Genomic DNA, 14,417 nt, shown 5'->3' with positions numbered 1-14,417 from the left:
TTGATTTAGATAGTAAACATTTATTAATAAATAAAATCACCGCGTTTACTATCTGAAAAATGTGCTTATTACGGTACCGGCGAATTTATGCCTGCGGTACGTAAGTTTTCGTAAATTTTGCGTTTCATCATTCTGACGTTTCCCTGAATACGCTATAAATGGCGACGGTCGATCCCTAACATGAAAATAACGACATGAAGCCCAAACTCAGCCACGCTTTATTACTTGTTCCTTTATTGATTTTGGCAGGATGTTCATCTTCCCCAAAAAAACCGCCCAAGGCGGTGGCGCAGCATCATTATGAGCCGATCGACAGCGGCTCCGACGATCTGATACCGGTGCTGGCCGCCCTGCACGATCAGATGCACACCTGGGACGGCACCCCTTATGAATGGGGCGGCACCGACCAGAGCGGCGTCGACTGTTCCGGCTTTGTCTGGCGTACGCTGAAGGACCGCTTCAATCTGCCAATGGACCGCGTGACCACCGGCGATCTTCTGCATATGGGCGTGCGGGTTAGCAAGCAGCAGTTACGACCTGGCGATTTAGTCTTCTTCCGCATTCACGGCGGCATGCACGTCGGTTTCTACGATACTGACCACAACTTCCTGCACGCCTCCGCCAGCCAGGGCGTCATGCGTTCGTCTCTGGATAATCCGTACTGGAACCGCGTCTTTTATCAGGCGCGGCGCTTGCCGAAGGAATATAACGCGCAGATCACCATGAATAACGACGATCTGCATCTGGCGAAAAACCGCTAATCCAGACAAATAAAAACCGCGGCGCTCAGGGCCGCGGTTTTTATTTTTATTACGCTCAGTTTTATCAGAACTGATAGGTCATCCCCAGCGCGACGATGTCGTCATCGTTAATACCGAGCTTATTATCGCTCTTCAGCTGGTTAATTTTGTAATCCACAAAGGCGTTCATGTTTTTGTTGAAGTAGTAGGTCAGGCCGACGTCAATATAATTGACCAGATCTTCGCTGCCGACACCTTCAATATCTTTGCCTTTCGACAGTACATAGCCCAGAGACGGACGCAGACCGAAATCGAACTGATACTGGGCGACCGCTTCAAAGTTCTGCGCTTTATTAGCAAAACCACCGCTGATCGGGGTCATTTTGCGGGTCTCAGAGTACATTGTCGCCAGGTAGATATTGTTGGCGTCGTACTTCAGGCCGGTGGCCCAGGCTTCCGCTTTGGAGCCCTGGCCGCGCGCCAGCAGGTTCTGATCGTTGGTACGGTCAGAACTGGTATAAGCCGCGCTGACGGCGAAATCACTGCCGCCGAAATCATAGCTTAAAGAGGTGCCGAAGCCGTCGCCATTCTGTTTTTTCGCTTCACGGCCTTCGTTTTTGCCCTGATATTGCAGGGTCATATTCAGACCATCCACTAGGCCGAAGAAATCAGTGTTGCGGTAGGTCGCCAGGCCGCTGGCGCGTTTGGTCATGAAGTTATCGGTCTGCGCGGAAGAGTCGCCGCCGAACTCCGGGAACATATCGGTCCAGGCTTCAACGTCGTACAGCGCGCCGAGGTTACGACCATAGTCAAATGATCCAAACTCTTTTAACTTCACGCCGGCAAACGCCAGACGGGTTTTCTGCGAAGAATCGCTTTCGGTTTTATTGCCGGAGAATTCGGATTCCCAGCGGCCATAACCGGTCAGTTGATCGTTGATCTGCGTTTCGCCTTTGATACCAAAGCGAACGTAGGTCTGGTCGCCATCCTTGCTGTCATAATCGCTGAAGTAGTGCATGGCTTTCACTTTGCCGTACACGTCCAGTTTATTGCCGTCTTTATTGTATACTTCCGCTGCCTGTGAAGCCGAAGAAGCAACAAAACCCATCATCATTAATGCCAGTGAACGCTTTTTCATTATGTGGTCCTGGTGATTTATTTACACGCGCTTATCAATTCCGGGCGAAGGCCCCGTCAAAAACTGGAGGTTTTTTAACGCTGTAGTGTTAAATATTTATGACGAAATGGAACTTTTTATAAAAAAGAATGTTTAAATATTTCCGTCATAAATATGTCATCTTGCCTGCGCAGAATGCCCGATCCGCGCAATAAAATGGCTTGACCAATACGCCAGCAGTTGGCAAGCGGCCTGACTCCTGTTACAACATCAGCTCGATCTCGATATTCCTTTTGAACGGCAGAAAATCATGAGTGATAGCCAGACGCTGGTGGTAAAACTGGGCACCAGTGTTTTAACGGGCGGATCCCGACGCCTGAACCGCGCCCATATCGTTGAGTTAGTGCGCCAGTGCGCGCAGCTGCATGCCATGGGGCACCGCATTGTGATTGTGACTTCCGGGGCCATCGCCGCCGGACGTGAACACCTCGGCTACCCTGAACTGCCCGCCACCATTGCCTCAAAACAGCTGTTGGCGGCAGTCGGCCAAAGCCGTCTTATCCAACTGTGGGAGCAGCTTTTCTCTATTTACGGCATTCATGTCGGCCAGATGCTGCTGACCCGTGCCGATATGGAAGATCGCGAGCGGTTCCTCAACGCCCGCGATACCCTGCGCGCACTGCTGGATAACAATATTGTGCCGGTCATTAATGAGAATGACGCCGTCGCCACCGCTGAAATCAAAGTCGGCGACAACGATAATCTTTCCGCCCTGGCGGCCATTCTCGCCGGCGCCGATAAACTGCTGCTGTTAACCGATCAGCCGGGACTCTTTACCGCCGACCCGCGCAGCAATCCGCAGGCCGAGCTTATTAAAGATGTCTACGGCATCGATGACGCGCTGCGCGCCATCGCAGGCGATAGCGTTTCCGGCCTCGGCACCGGCGGCATGGGCACCAAGCTGCAGGCTGCGGACGTCGCCTGTCGCGCGGGCATCGATACCATTATCGCCGCCGGCAACCGCCCGGACGTTATCGGCCACGCGATGGAAGGCCTGCCGGTGGGCACCTGTTTCCACGCTCAGGAATCACCGCTGGAGAACCGCAAACGCTGGATCTTCGGCGCGCCGCCGGCCGGTGAAATCACCGTCGATGCCGGGGCGACCCAGGCTATTCTGGAAAGAGGAAGCTCATTGCTGCCAAAAGGCATCAAAACCGTCAGCGGGAATTTCTCCCGCGGCGAAGTTATCCGAATCCGCAGTAGCGAAGGCCGCGATATCGCTCACGGCGTAAGCCGCTATAACAGCGACGCCCTGCGCCTGATCGCCGGGCAGCACTCGCAGCAAATCGATGCCATCCTCGGCTATGAATACGGCCCGGTGGCCGTCCATCGCGACGATATGATTACCCGTTAAGGAGCTGAAAATGCTGGAACAAATGGGCATTGCGGCCAAAGCGGCCTCTTACCAACTCGCGCTGCTTTCCAGCCGCGAGAAAAATCAGGTTCTCAACAAGATTGCTGATTATCTGGAAGCGCAGACCGAAGAGATCCTGCGCGCTAACGCCGAGGACCTCAGCGACGCCCGCGCCAATGGCCTGAGCGACGCGATGCTCGATCGCCTGGCGCTGACGCCGGCGCGCCTGCGCGGCATCGCCGATGACGTGCGTCAGGTGTGTAGCCTGGCGGATCCGGTCGGCCAGGTGATTGACGGTGGTCTGCTGGATAGCGGCCTGCGTATCGAACGTCGCCGCGTACCGCTGGGAGTGATCGGCGTGATTTATGAAGCGCGGCCGAACGTGACCGTCGATGTCGCCTCTCTGTGCCTGAAGACCGGCAACGCGGCTATTCTGCGCGGCGGTAAAGAGACCTGGCGCACCAACGCCGCGACGGTGAAAGTGATTCAGCAGGCGCTTCAGGAGTGCGGCCTGCCGGCTGCCGCGGTGCAGGCAATCGAGAGCCCGGATCGCGCGCTGGTCGGCGAAATGCTGAAGATGGATAAATACATCGATATGCTGATCCCGCGCGGCGGCGCAGGCCTGCATAAGCTGTGCCGCGAACAATCCACGATCCCGGTGATCACCGGCGGTATCGGCGTGTGTCATATTTTCGTCGACGATTCGGCAGAGATCGCACCGGCGTTGAAGATCATCGTTAACGCCAAGACCCAACGCCCGAGCACCTGCAATACCGCCGAGACGCTGCTGGTACACCGTAATATCGCCGATACCTTCCTGCCTGCGCTGAGCAAACAGATGGCGGAGAGCGGCGTGACGCTGCACGCCGACCCGGCCGCTCTGCCCCTTCTGCAGAATGGTCCGGCGAAGGTGGAGCCGGTGAAAGCGGAGCAGTACGACGACGAGTATTTGTCACTGGATCTGAACGTGAAAGTTGTCGCCGACCTCGATGAGGCGATTGCCCATATTCGTGAACACGGTACCCAGCATTCCGATGCTATTCTGACGCGTACCCTGCGCCATGCGAATCGCTTTATTAATGAAGTGGATTCGTCGGCGGTATACGTTAACGCTTCTACCCGATTCACCGACGGCGGCCAGTTCGGCCTCGGCGCGGAGGTGGCGGTCAGCACCCAGAAGCTGCACGCCCGCGGGCCGATGGGCCTGGAAGCGCTGACTACCTATAAGTGGATTGGTTTCGGCGACGATACCATTCGTGCTTAACGCTAAGCGGGTGATGCAAAAGTAGCCGTTTGATTCGAAAGGGCATTGACGCATCACCCACTTAGTTTTAACCTTCTACCCCGTGCTTCACGCAGGTGAACGCGTCCTTTCAGGGCCGATATAGCTCAGTTGGTAGAGCAGCGCATTCGTAATGCGAAGGTCGTAGGTTCGACTCCTATTATCGGCACTCTCTAAGAAATTCAATGACTTAGGTTAAAATACCCAAGAAATTGTATCTTCTAAAATCACATCCAAACGCCTGTGTGTTGTACTGGCTTTGGTATCGTACAACATATGGGCAGGTAGTCACCAGGCTCAACCCTGTACAGATTCACTTTGAAGCCAGAAGACGTCGCCAGCGTCTCTAATCCTCATACCAAAACCCTTAGCAAAGTTCCACGCTTCGTGCGGCGCTCAAGGATGCAACACGTCGAGATGACGTTGCAGAGAATAAACAGGCGTAATGTTGGGAAGACTAACCGGATCGGGAAAGAATCCGGCTCTGCCACGGTTTCAGCCACCGGATTACAACGGCTACCTGATAAGAGAACATGCTGAGGCTTTAACGTCCCTGTGAAGGGATCATATTACTTGCGGATGTCGCTTCGCTCAGCCCTTTCTTATGTGCCCAACACGGCACGTAATTGTCATCTATAATCTGCACCATTGAAACTTTCGTTGTACTGTCTCTCTGCTGTACGTTGAGCGCTGGCAGATTCAGCGGAGGGGATATCATGTCAAAAGCTAACTAAAAAGCACCTACGAAGCGCAACAACCGTAAGATTCACGCTCGTAAATTCCTGGCAACACCAGAGGGGAAAGCCTGACTTGCTAAGAAGCAGGAAGAGCTAGAGGAAATCAAGCTGGCACGAGCGGCTAACAACATGTTTTAGAGGTGACTGTATGAAAAGCAGCCGTTATGATTGCAATACATTCAGAGTCATAAGGATTGGGACGTGGATACAGTCGAGGAACTTAACGGAACATACTTCTATGCGGGGCGTTCAAACCTCACCGCCTCCGAGCTATTTTTCATGGTCTTCTGTGAAAATGTTGTTGATCAACTTGGTTTAGGTCTTGTTGATTTCGGTGCTGTAGTTGCCATTGTATCTGGGCGTAATACTCTCCCTACAAGGGCAAAACCAAACGGTGCTGAAAAGGGAACATCCTATGCGTCTAAAGCCTCGCGAAAAGTGTTCAAAAAAGCGCAGTTCCCTTTCGGTATCAAACTACCTTCCGTTATTGGTGGTTATCCACCTTCTACAATCAGAATCAGGGCGGTAGCTAACATTGGAACCTTTACGGGCAGGGCTATTCCTGTCGTGGGGTGGGTTATCTTAGCTTCTGATATCTCTCAAATCACCTATCGCACTATCCGAGACTACAACGCTATAGCGCGGGGTAACGATAAGTTATGGTAAACAATGTTGAGCAGCGCGTTTATGAGCTTGTACGGCCTTACGCTGGCACGTACCTATTCAAGTTCAAGAAAGTAGAGCTAACACCTGAAACGGATCTTGATACTGACTTGAGTCTTGATGAGCTTGAAGCTGGTGAGTTAATGGATAAGTTTTTCGATGCGTTCAAGGTTGAACGAGGAAACTTTAAAATAGAAACTTACTATCCTGATCAGCCTGTTTCATGGAATCCATTTAAGAAAACAGAGCCTGTTCCTGTACCAGATTTCAATGTTGGTATGCTGATCGAATCAGCTAAAGCCGGAAGATGGTTGTACGAATAAGAATGCCCAAGCGCGTGTCCCTCTCTTAATGCCCGTTGAATACTTCGTTCGTAGTGCGTCTACTTTGGCCTGTGTGATCCCCAGGTAGGCGCGTGTGTGTTCGTGGAGCGATGCCCCAACATCTTACTAATGACCTCCAGATCTTCGCCGAGCGCTTTATCGGTCGGGAAATGCTGCGAACGATGGTGTTCAATTATATCGAGTGCGATTACAATCGGTGGCGTCGTCACAGTGCCTGTGGCGGACTCAGCCCGGAACAATTTGAAAATCAGAACCTCGCTTAGCGCCGTGTCCATATTACGTGGGTAAGATCACCCCACCTGATACGCCGCTATCATTCGCGTCGTTCTGGTCAGGCTATCCGCCACCTCCACTTCCGCAGTCGTAATCGCCATTCCCGCAGAACGCAGCGCCGAAATATCCGCGGCGATACGCTGGATGCCAAACCAGAACAGCCCATCCAGCGCATTGACCTGCAAACCACTTTCCAGCGCCAGACGTAACCGCTCGCGCGGCGCCTTTATCTCTTTTGCCAGCTGTTGATAGGGCGCGGCAGAGACCGCGTCCGGTCCGCTGCGAATAATCCGGCTCACAAAGCGATAACAAAACTCCTCCGGAACGGTGCTGAGATCGGCTTTCAGGCTGTAAACGCAGCCGCGCTTCTTACCATTAATCACCACGCTCTTTTGATTCAGCGCCAGCGCATGGCGTAAGCGATCCACCAGTTGCGGGGCGCGGATAAGCAATAAACGAAACGGCAGTTCGAAGCTGGTGGCGTAGTCGACATTCAGCAACGCAGTACGCAAACGCGTTTCACTGTTTGCCTTTTCCTGCTGACATTCAGCAATGACTTCCGCCCACTGGCGGGTAATACGCGGAGATTCGTTGCGCTCGATGAACTGAAATTTTTCAATCTGATAGTCAATACGTCCAGCCATTGCCGTTCCCTGTGGTTCACCATCTCGCTGATAGTTTTCAGCAGATTGCGTCTATTCGCAAGTAACGGCATTGAGCAATTTGCCAATGATGAAGCGGGCGCTCTCCCGGATAGCGGCGCGTTGCGCCTTATCCGGGCAACCTATGGCACTGGGCCCACCCATTGCACTGAATCTGTAGGCCCGCGCAAGCAGCGCCGCCGGGCATGGGCACAGGTAGGGAGCCGCCTGTACGCCGGATGGCGGCTGCGCCTTATCCGGCCTACGGTCCGTGCGGCCTGCCTTTAATTTATTCACCATGCTGACTGAAACTGCCGGTGTTGGTGGCCTCAAAATCGCTGAGACGTTACCGGAAGACCGGGACAGCCCGCATGAATGCGGGCTGAGGGCCGTGATTTGCAGGGACGCTGCCTCGGCCCGACCCGTAGCCTGTAGGGATAAGTCGAAGGAACCACGAAGTGGCGATTTTGGCGGCCAGAGCCCGGGGGTACAGGGGGCGGCGGCGACTGGCCGCCCCCTGTGCGCTCCCTGCGCCACGGAAAACATGTTGCAGAAAAATTAACCGGGAGCGCAAGATACTCTGGAGCGAAACGAGATAAACGCTTTTCTCAAGCTAAAAGGTTGCAAACCGATAACAGTATCTACCAGTTAGCGCCACCTTGGCCCCGCTAAGCGCGGCGCGACCGTCCTTACTGCAGCGCCTCAAGAATATGATACGCCGCCTTCACCCGCTCCGGGTTGGGGTAGCTTTTATTCGCCAGCATCACGATGCCGAGATCCTGTTGCGGAATAAAAGCCACGTAGCTGCCGAATCCGCCGGTGGAGCCGGTTTTATGTACCCAGGAGGCTTTCACCGGCGGCGCGGGCGGCTTGACCGCCGTTACCGGCGTCGCGGCAAGCGCAACCTTATTATCGCTGCCGTTAATCAGCACCTCGGGCGACACCGGCCAGTTCAGCATCTCCCAGCCGAGCCCCTGATACATCTCCCCAGCCCGCCAGTAGCGCGACTGCGCCAGCTGGATCCCCTGCCGCAGATTTTTATCCTGCACCGCTTCGCTGTTCATATTCGCCAGCACCCAGTGCGCCATATCCTCAATGCTCGACTTCACGCCGTAAGCCTCAGCGTCCAGCTGCCCCGGCGAAACATGTACCGCTTTACCGTCACGATAACCCCAGGCATAGTCCTTGCTCTGGGCGGGCGGTACGTTAATCCAGGTGTGGCTCAGTTTTAACGGCTGCAAAACCCGCTGGCTCATCGCCTGTTCAAAGCCCATGCCGGAAGGTTTCACCGCCAGCGCGCCGAACAGGCCAATGCTGGCATTGGCGTACAGCCGTTTACTACCCGGCGCCCACTGCGGTTGCCAGTTCTGATAGTAACGCAGTAATGCCGCTTCATCCGTCACCTCGTCCGGAACCTGCAGCGGCAGACCGCCTGCGGTATAGGTGGCGAGATGCAGCAGCGAGATCTCCTGCCACTGCTGGCCGGTGAGCTGCGGCCAGTACTTCTGCGCCGGATCGCTGAGCTTAATTTCTCCGCGCGCCACCGCATCGCCGCCCAGCACGCCGGTGAAAGTCTTACTAACAGAGCCCAGCTCAAACAACGTCTGTCGCGTCACCGGACGCTGGCCGGCGACATCGGCCTGGCCCCAGGTGAAATAGTAGGGTTTGCCGTGATAGATCACCGCCACCGCCATGCCCGGTATCGCCTGTTCTTTCATTAACGGGGTGATGGTCTGATTGACCAGTTCGCGCAGCTGCTCCGCCGTTTGCGGCGCGGCAAACGTCGAAAATGAGGCGCCCAGCAGCAGTACGCCTGTAAGGGATTTTTTCATCATGAAGTTTATTTCCATTATCGGTTCTCGCTCAATATCCACTCTCGTCCGGGCCCTTCAGACGCGCTCAGTGTCGGTGTTTTGCACTGCGCTGACAAACTGTTAAATTTAGCAGCAGGCTTTAGTTTTTCTAACGGATAATGTTATGACGCGCAGCTACCTTCCTCTTAATTCACTACGGGCCTTTGAAGCGGCCGCCCGGCATCTCAGTTTTACCCGCGCGGCGATTGAGCTTAACGTCACCCACTCCGCCATCAGCCAGCATGTGAAGACGCTGGAGGAACATCTTAACTGTCAGCTGTTCGTTCGCGTGTCGCGCGGCCTCAAGCTCACCACCGAAGGAGAAGGCCTGTTACCGGTACTCAATGAGTCGTTTGAAAGGATTGCCGGGATGCTAGACCGTTTCACCGGTCACCAGGCGCAGGAGAAGCTCAAGATCGGCGTAGTCGGCACTTTCGCCACGGGTGTGCTGTTCCCGCTGCTGCCAGCCTTCTGGCGCGAGTGTCCGCATATCGATTTGCAGATATCCACCCATAATAATCGCGTCGACCCCGCCGCCGAGGGGCTGGATTATGTGATTCGCTTTGGCGGCGGCGCCTGGCATGATACCGCCGCGCAGTATCTGTGCGCCGCCCCACTCTCCGCGCTGTGCGCCCCGTCGTTAGCTGCCCGGCTAAATACACCGAAGGATATTTTGCAGTTCACGCTGCTGCGTTCTTATCGCCGCGACGAATGGTCGGCGTGGATGCAGGCAGCGGGAGAATTGCCGCCTTCGCCAACCCATCGGGTTATTGTCTTCGACTCATCCGTGACCATGCTGGAAGCGGCGCAGGCAGGCTTAGGCGTGGCTATTGCCCCGGTAAAAATGTTCAGCCATCTGCTGGAAGAAAAACGCATTGTGCAGCCGTTTAAGATTCATATCGATCTCGGCAACTACTGGCTGACACGTTTGCAATCGCGTCCGGAAACGCCGGCAATGTTGCATTTTTCCCGCTGGCTGGCGGAGGCCTTAAAAGGGGTTAATTCGGCGGAGTAATGCGCCATCAGAAGACGCTCCCGAAGGAAATAGGAAACATTTGGAAATAACGCTTACACATTATGCATAGCGCTGGATTATGCAGCGTTTTTAATTTGCCCTGGCCTGCGCAGAAACGTTTTCCCCCCTGATAAAAAAAACAATAAAAACTTTAAAAACAACATTTTAATTAATTACCCGTCCCCATGACATCCTCTCCAGCCACCCGCTGACCATAAAATTATTATGGTTGCCAATATCAGATAAGTCCGATCAAGTGCATCGTTTATGTCTATTAATTTTCTGTAATTAAGTCACCGAAGCAATCAAAACGCGAAAACTGTTGCTGTATATTTCATCGCGATCAACACGCCAACATAGGTTATCTGGATACCCATCTGCACGGTATTCGCTTGCCGTGTTTGATTACCACTATGGTTATCCCCTTAAGTACATGGAGTTAAAATGAATAAGAAATTACTGCCTGTTGTAGCACTGATCCTGTCCGCGTCCGCCACCAGTGCTTACGCAGTTAACGGCAAGGTCAACTTCACCGGTGAAATCATCCAGTCAACCTGTACTGTGACTTCTACCGACCAGAACAAAGACGTTTTCATCGGTAAATACCCGACTACCGCGTTCAACGCTGTTGGCGATGTTACCGCTTCTAAAGCGTTCACCATCAACCTGGAAAAATGTGAAGCCGGTGATTACTCCCTGCGCTTCGACGGTGCGACCGTTGCTGGTAACCCGAACCTGCTGTCCGTTGATAACGCGAAAGGCGTAGGTATCGAAATCCTGACCAACGACGAAAAAATCGTCCCGATCAACCAGAGCGCAGACGACAACTCCCCGTGGGTTAACGTTGCAGCGTCTGACGACAACAGCGGCACTGCGGTATTCAATCTGAAAGCTCGCTACAAATCTTTCCTGAAAACCGTGGAAGCTGGCTCTGCTAACGCAAACGCCACCTTTACCATCGAGTACAAATAATTACGGATAAATGTTTTTGGCCATGGATGGCCGGTACCATTATTTGGAACGTGAAATGAAAAAGTTATTAACCGCTTTATTGTTATTTGTCTCGCTGGATACTTTTGCGGGTATTCAGGTCGATCAGACTCGGGTTATTTATAACGGCGGGGAAAAATCTGCGGCGTTATCCATTCACAATGATACCGATGAAACATGGATGGTTCAGACCTGGCTTGATACCGGTGACGCCACCGCAACGCCAACCAATTTACCGATGCAGGCTATTCCGCCGATTTTAAAACTGGCGGGCAATAAAGACGCTATTTTGCGCTTTGTTTATTCCGGCAGTGGATTACCGACCGACCGCGAAACCGTGTACTGGATTAACGTGCAGGAAATTCCGCCTTCGGCGAAACAAGAAAACGTACTGCAGATTGCGATCCGTACCCGCGTGAAGCTGTTCTACCGCCCTACCACGCTGAAAACCACCTTACAAAAGGAAGCGCAGGCCCTGACCTGGCGTAAACAAGGTAACGAGCTGGTCGTGACTAACAAAGGTCCGCTGCACGTGACTTTCGGCGTACTTACGCTGAAGAGCGGCGCGAAGACCTGGAAAGTGAATGCTGACATGGTTAAACCCATGGACTCTCTGAACATCAAATTGCCAGCCGGCGCGGCGGCAGCGGATCAGATGTCATTCACTTTTATCAATGATTTTGGCGGACATACGGAAATTAAAGATATCCGCATTCAGTAAGAGAGCAATACAATGGCTAGCCATAATAAAATAAGGACGATCCCTGGATGTCTGGCGCAGCACGTTCGCTTTGCTGTTTACGCCTCGACAATGTCATTACTGGCGACACCATTTGTCAATGCCGAAGAGCAATTCAATACCTCTTTCATCCGCGGGGCGAATAACGCCTCGCTGGTGCAAAACCTCTCTACCGGCGACGATATTTTACCGGGTAAATATGCCTTCGATATTTACCTGAATAAAAATCGCGTCGATCACCGGGAAATCGAATTTAAAAAAGATACGCCTAACACCCCGGGTTATTTCTGTTTAGATGCCGACAGCTACCGTTCATACGGCGTTCTGGTACCGGACACCGCCGGCAGCAGCGCCTGCTACGATCTGGTAAAAAATATTCCAGGCAGTAGCGTGAGCTGGAACGCCGCGCTGCAGGAGCTGAACATTTCCGTACCGCAAACCGAACTCGAAGCGCGACCACAGGGCGAGATTTCGCCGCTGGTCTATGACGACGGCATCAACGCCGGTTTCGTTAACTACGCTTTCAGCGGCAGCCACTCCCGTTTCTCCAGCGGCAGCGGCAAACAGGACAGCGACTACTACTTCCTGACCCTCAATAACGGCCTTAACGTCGGCGCGTGGCGTTTTCGCAACAACTCTTCCCTGTCAAAACAGACCGGGCAAAAAGAGCAGTGGAACCCGATTTCCACCTGGGCGGAAACCGATATCGCCTCCTGGCGCAGCCGTATTCAGATTGGCCAGAGCAACACCAATAATAACGTGTTCGATAGCTTCCAGTTCCGCGGCGCGCAGATTTCCAGCGTCCCGGAAATGCTGCCGGACAGCCGTCGCGGCTACGCGCCGGTCGTACGCGGTGTCGCCAATACCAACGCCCGCGTCGAAGTGCGCCAGAACGGCTATACCGTCTACAGCACCGTGGTGCCGCCGGGACCGTTCGCGCTGACCGATATTTCGCCAAGCACCCTCAGCGGCGACTTAGCCGTGACGGTTATCGAGGCGGATGGCTCGCGCCATAGCTTCACTCTCCCTTACTCCTCCGTGCCGAATATGCTGCGCGACGGGATCTGGGAGTATCAGGTGACCGCGGGTAAATACCACGACGGCACCAATAATTATCAGCCGCAATTTATCCAGGGCACCGTGGCCCACGGCGCCGGCTCCGACTATACGCCATACGGCGGGATTATCATGGCCGAGCACTATCGCTCCGGCGTGGTCGGGCTGGGTAAAAACATGGGCGAATACGGGGCGGCCTCCGTTGACGCCTCATGGTCTGATACCGATCTGGCTTCCGGCGAGAACAAACGCGGCGCCAGCGTACGCTTCCTCTATTCCAAATCGCTCAACACCCTCGGTACCGACGTGCAGATCGCCGGCTACCGTTATTCGACGTCGGGCTTCTATGACTTCTCCGACGCGGTAGCTGAACGTAACAACTGGCAGAACGGTTTCTACCACACCCAGTATTACGATCAGAGCGACGATAAAACCGGCGCGCCGGATTGGGCGACGCAAAACCAGCGCCGTCGTTACTACGACTCGCAGCAGTACAACAACAAACGCCAGCGCGTCGAGATGACGGTCAACCAGCACATCGCCGGCGCTTCGCTGTACGCGACCTTTATCCGTCAGAACTACTGGAACACCTCCGCATACGACCGCACCATCCAGACCGGTTTCAACACCACCTGGAATCGCGTCAGCGTCGGCGTGTTTTACCAGAACAGCCGCAGTAACTACGGCTATAGCGACAACAGCGTTAACCTCAACGTCTCGGTGCCAATCAACATCTTTGGCCCGGACCACGAAAGCACGGTTAACTTTAACGCCTCTAACAGCAAGCAGAGCGGTAGCGGCTACAGCGCCGGGATGAGCGGCACGCTGCTTGATGACAACCGTATGAATTACTTCGTACAGAGCGGCCACACCCAGCACGGCGGCGATACCAGCCTGGTCAACCTGGGTTATCTGGGCAGCATGGGTAACATCGATCTCGGCTACAGCTACAACAACAACTATCAGCAGACTTCGCTGAACGTCTCCGGCGGCGTGGTCGCGCACTCCGGCGGCGTCACCCTGTCGCAGCCGCTGCAGAACACCTTCGTGGTGGTGAAAGCGAAAGGGGCGCAGGGCGTGCGTCTGGAAAACCAGCCAGGGGTAGCGATTGACCGCTTCGGCTACGCGGTGCTCACTTCTGCGATGCCGTATCGCCACAACCGCGTCGCGCTGCGTACTTCGGATATTGGCAACGGCCTTGAAATTCCGCTGGCGGCGAAAGATATCGTGCCGACCGAGCGCGCCATCGGCCGCGTGACCTTTGAAACGCATCTCGGCCAGAGCCTGCTTATCCACGCCAAACTGGCGGACGGCAGCGTGCCGGTGATTGGCGCCAATATCTTCGGCCAGAACGGCGAACATGTCGGCGTGGTCGGTACCCGCGGCGAAGCCTACGTTTCCGGCGTTCAGAGCGGCGACCGTCTGCAGATGAAATGGGGCGACGATGCCGACGCCTCCTGCAGCCTGACGGTGCCAGAGTTACCTGCTATTCAAGCCGATCAACCCGGTGGTTATCAGGTCGTCTCCCTGACCTGTAAATAACATGAAAGGAC

Annotated in this window: 12 protein-coding genes, 1 tRNA gene and 1 pseudogene; 11 read left to right on the top strand and 3 right to left on the bottom strand. The window is 54.3% G+C overall.

Annotated elements, in window-relative coordinates; all coding sequences use genetic code 11:
* Positions 1 to 194 precede the first annotated feature (194 nt).
* Positions 195 to 761: an NlpC/P60 family protein gene (locus ABLU78_RS11060; RefSeq protein WP_032712701.1), complete on the top strand. Its 567-nt coding sequence runs from the start codon at positions 195 to 197 to the stop codon at positions 759 to 761.
* A 64-nt stretch (positions 762 to 825) separates the two neighbouring features.
* On the opposite strand, the gene phoE is transcribed toward ABLU78_RS11060, so the two are convergent.
* A complete protein-coding gene (gene phoE, locus ABLU78_RS11055) occupies positions 826 to 1,878 on the bottom strand; it encodes a phosphoporin PhoE (RefSeq protein ID WP_015368078.1) in 1,053 nt (350 codons plus the stop codon).
* A gap of 289 nt (positions 1,879 to 2,167) precedes the next feature.
* On the opposite strand from phoE, the gene proB reads away from it, so the two are divergent.
* The 6 genes and pseudogenes from proB to ABLU78_RS11025 form a co-directional block, all read left to right on the top strand.
* The gene (gene proB / locus ABLU78_RS11050; RefSeq protein ID WP_015368077.1) at positions 2,168 to 3,271 is read left to right on the top strand and encodes a glutamate 5-kinase; all 1,104 of its coding nucleotides are present in this window, start codon (positions 2,168 to 2,170) and stop codon (positions 3,269 to 3,271) included.
* Between the two features lie 10 nt (positions 3,272 to 3,281).
* Positions 3,282 to 4,535, top strand: coding sequence for a glutamate-5-semialdehyde dehydrogenase (gene proA, locus ABLU78_RS11045; protein ID WP_032712700.1), 1,254 nt, complete (start codon positions 3,282 to 3,284; stop codon positions 4,533 to 4,535).
* A 114-nt stretch (positions 4,536 to 4,649) separates the two neighbouring features.
* Positions 4,650 to 4,722 (top strand) — tRNA-Thr (locus ABLU78_RS11040).
* A 769-nt stretch (positions 4,723 to 5,491) separates the two neighbouring features.
* Positions 5,492 to 5,956, top strand: a complete 465-nt coding sequence (locus ABLU78_RS11035; RefSeq protein WP_015704509.1) for an STM2901 family protein — start codon at positions 5,492 to 5,494, stop codon at positions 5,954 to 5,956.
* Positions 5,950 to 6,276 (top strand): DUF1493 family protein, encoded by a 327-nt coding sequence (locus tag ABLU78_RS11030; RefSeq protein ID WP_015704508.1) that lies wholly within the window; start codon positions 5,950 to 5,952, stop codon positions 6,274 to 6,276. Before ABLU78_RS11035 ends, ABLU78_RS11030 begins: the two co-directional genes overlap by 7 nt.
* Before the next feature lie 149 nt (positions 6,277 to 6,425).
* Positions 6,426 to 6,560 (top strand): annotated as a pseudogene (locus ABLU78_RS11025) (IS3 family transposase); the annotation flags it as partial.
* A 27-nt stretch (positions 6,561 to 6,587) separates the two neighbouring features.
* Here ABLU78_RS11025 and ABLU78_RS11020 read toward each other — a convergent pair.
* Together ABLU78_RS11020 and ampC are read right to left on the bottom strand one after the other, a co-directional pair.
* A complete protein-coding gene (locus tag ABLU78_RS11020) occupies positions 6,588 to 7,214 on the bottom strand; it encodes a helix-turn-helix domain-containing protein (protein WP_048228402.1) in 627 nt (208 codons plus the stop codon).
* A 686-nt stretch (positions 7,215 to 7,900) separates the two neighbouring features.
* Entirely contained in the window at positions 7,901 to 9,046 is a 1,146-nt protein-coding gene (gene ampC, locus ABLU78_RS11015) for a CMY2-MIR-ACT-EC family cephalosporin-hydrolyzing class C beta-lactamase (protein ID WP_048228401.1), read from the bottom strand.
* A 142-nt stretch (positions 9,047 to 9,188) separates the two neighbouring features.
* Between ampC and ampR the strand changes: the two genes are divergently transcribed.
* The 4 genes from ampR (at position 9,189) to ABLU78_RS10995 (ending at position 14,406) form a co-directional block, all read left to right on the top strand.
* On the top strand, positions 9,189 to 10,079 hold the full coding sequence (gene ampR, locus ABLU78_RS11010) for a LysR family transcriptional regulator AmpR (RefSeq protein ID WP_045413093.1): 891 nt from the start codon (positions 9,189 to 9,191) through the stop codon (positions 10,077 to 10,079).
* 444 nt (positions 10,080 to 10,523) lie between these two features.
* Entirely contained in the window at positions 10,524 to 11,051 is a 528-nt protein-coding gene (locus ABLU78_RS11005; protein WP_015368070.1) for a fimbrial protein, read from the top strand.
* Between the two features lie 55 nt (positions 11,052 to 11,106).
* On the top strand, positions 11,107 to 11,790 hold the full coding sequence (locus ABLU78_RS11000; RefSeq protein WP_045388707.1) for a molecular chaperone: 684 nt from the start codon (positions 11,107 to 11,109) through the stop codon (positions 11,788 to 11,790).
* A gap of 90 nt (positions 11,791 to 11,880) precedes the next feature.
* A complete protein-coding gene (locus tag ABLU78_RS10995; protein WP_048228399.1) occupies positions 11,881 to 14,406 on the top strand; it encodes a fimbria/pilus outer membrane usher protein in 2,526 nt (841 codons plus the stop codon).
* The last annotated feature ends 11 nt before the right edge of the window (positions 14,407 to 14,417 follow it).

It is taken from the genome of Klebsiella sp. JN_Kp122, assembly GCF_040062085.1.
Taxonomy (GTDB): Bacteria; Pseudomonadota; Gammaproteobacteria; order Enterobacterales; family Enterobacteriaceae; genus Klebsiella; species Klebsiella aerogenes.
The sequence above is the reverse complement of the archived record's forward strand: the minus strand, read 5'-3'. Positions and strand labels throughout refer to the sequence as shown.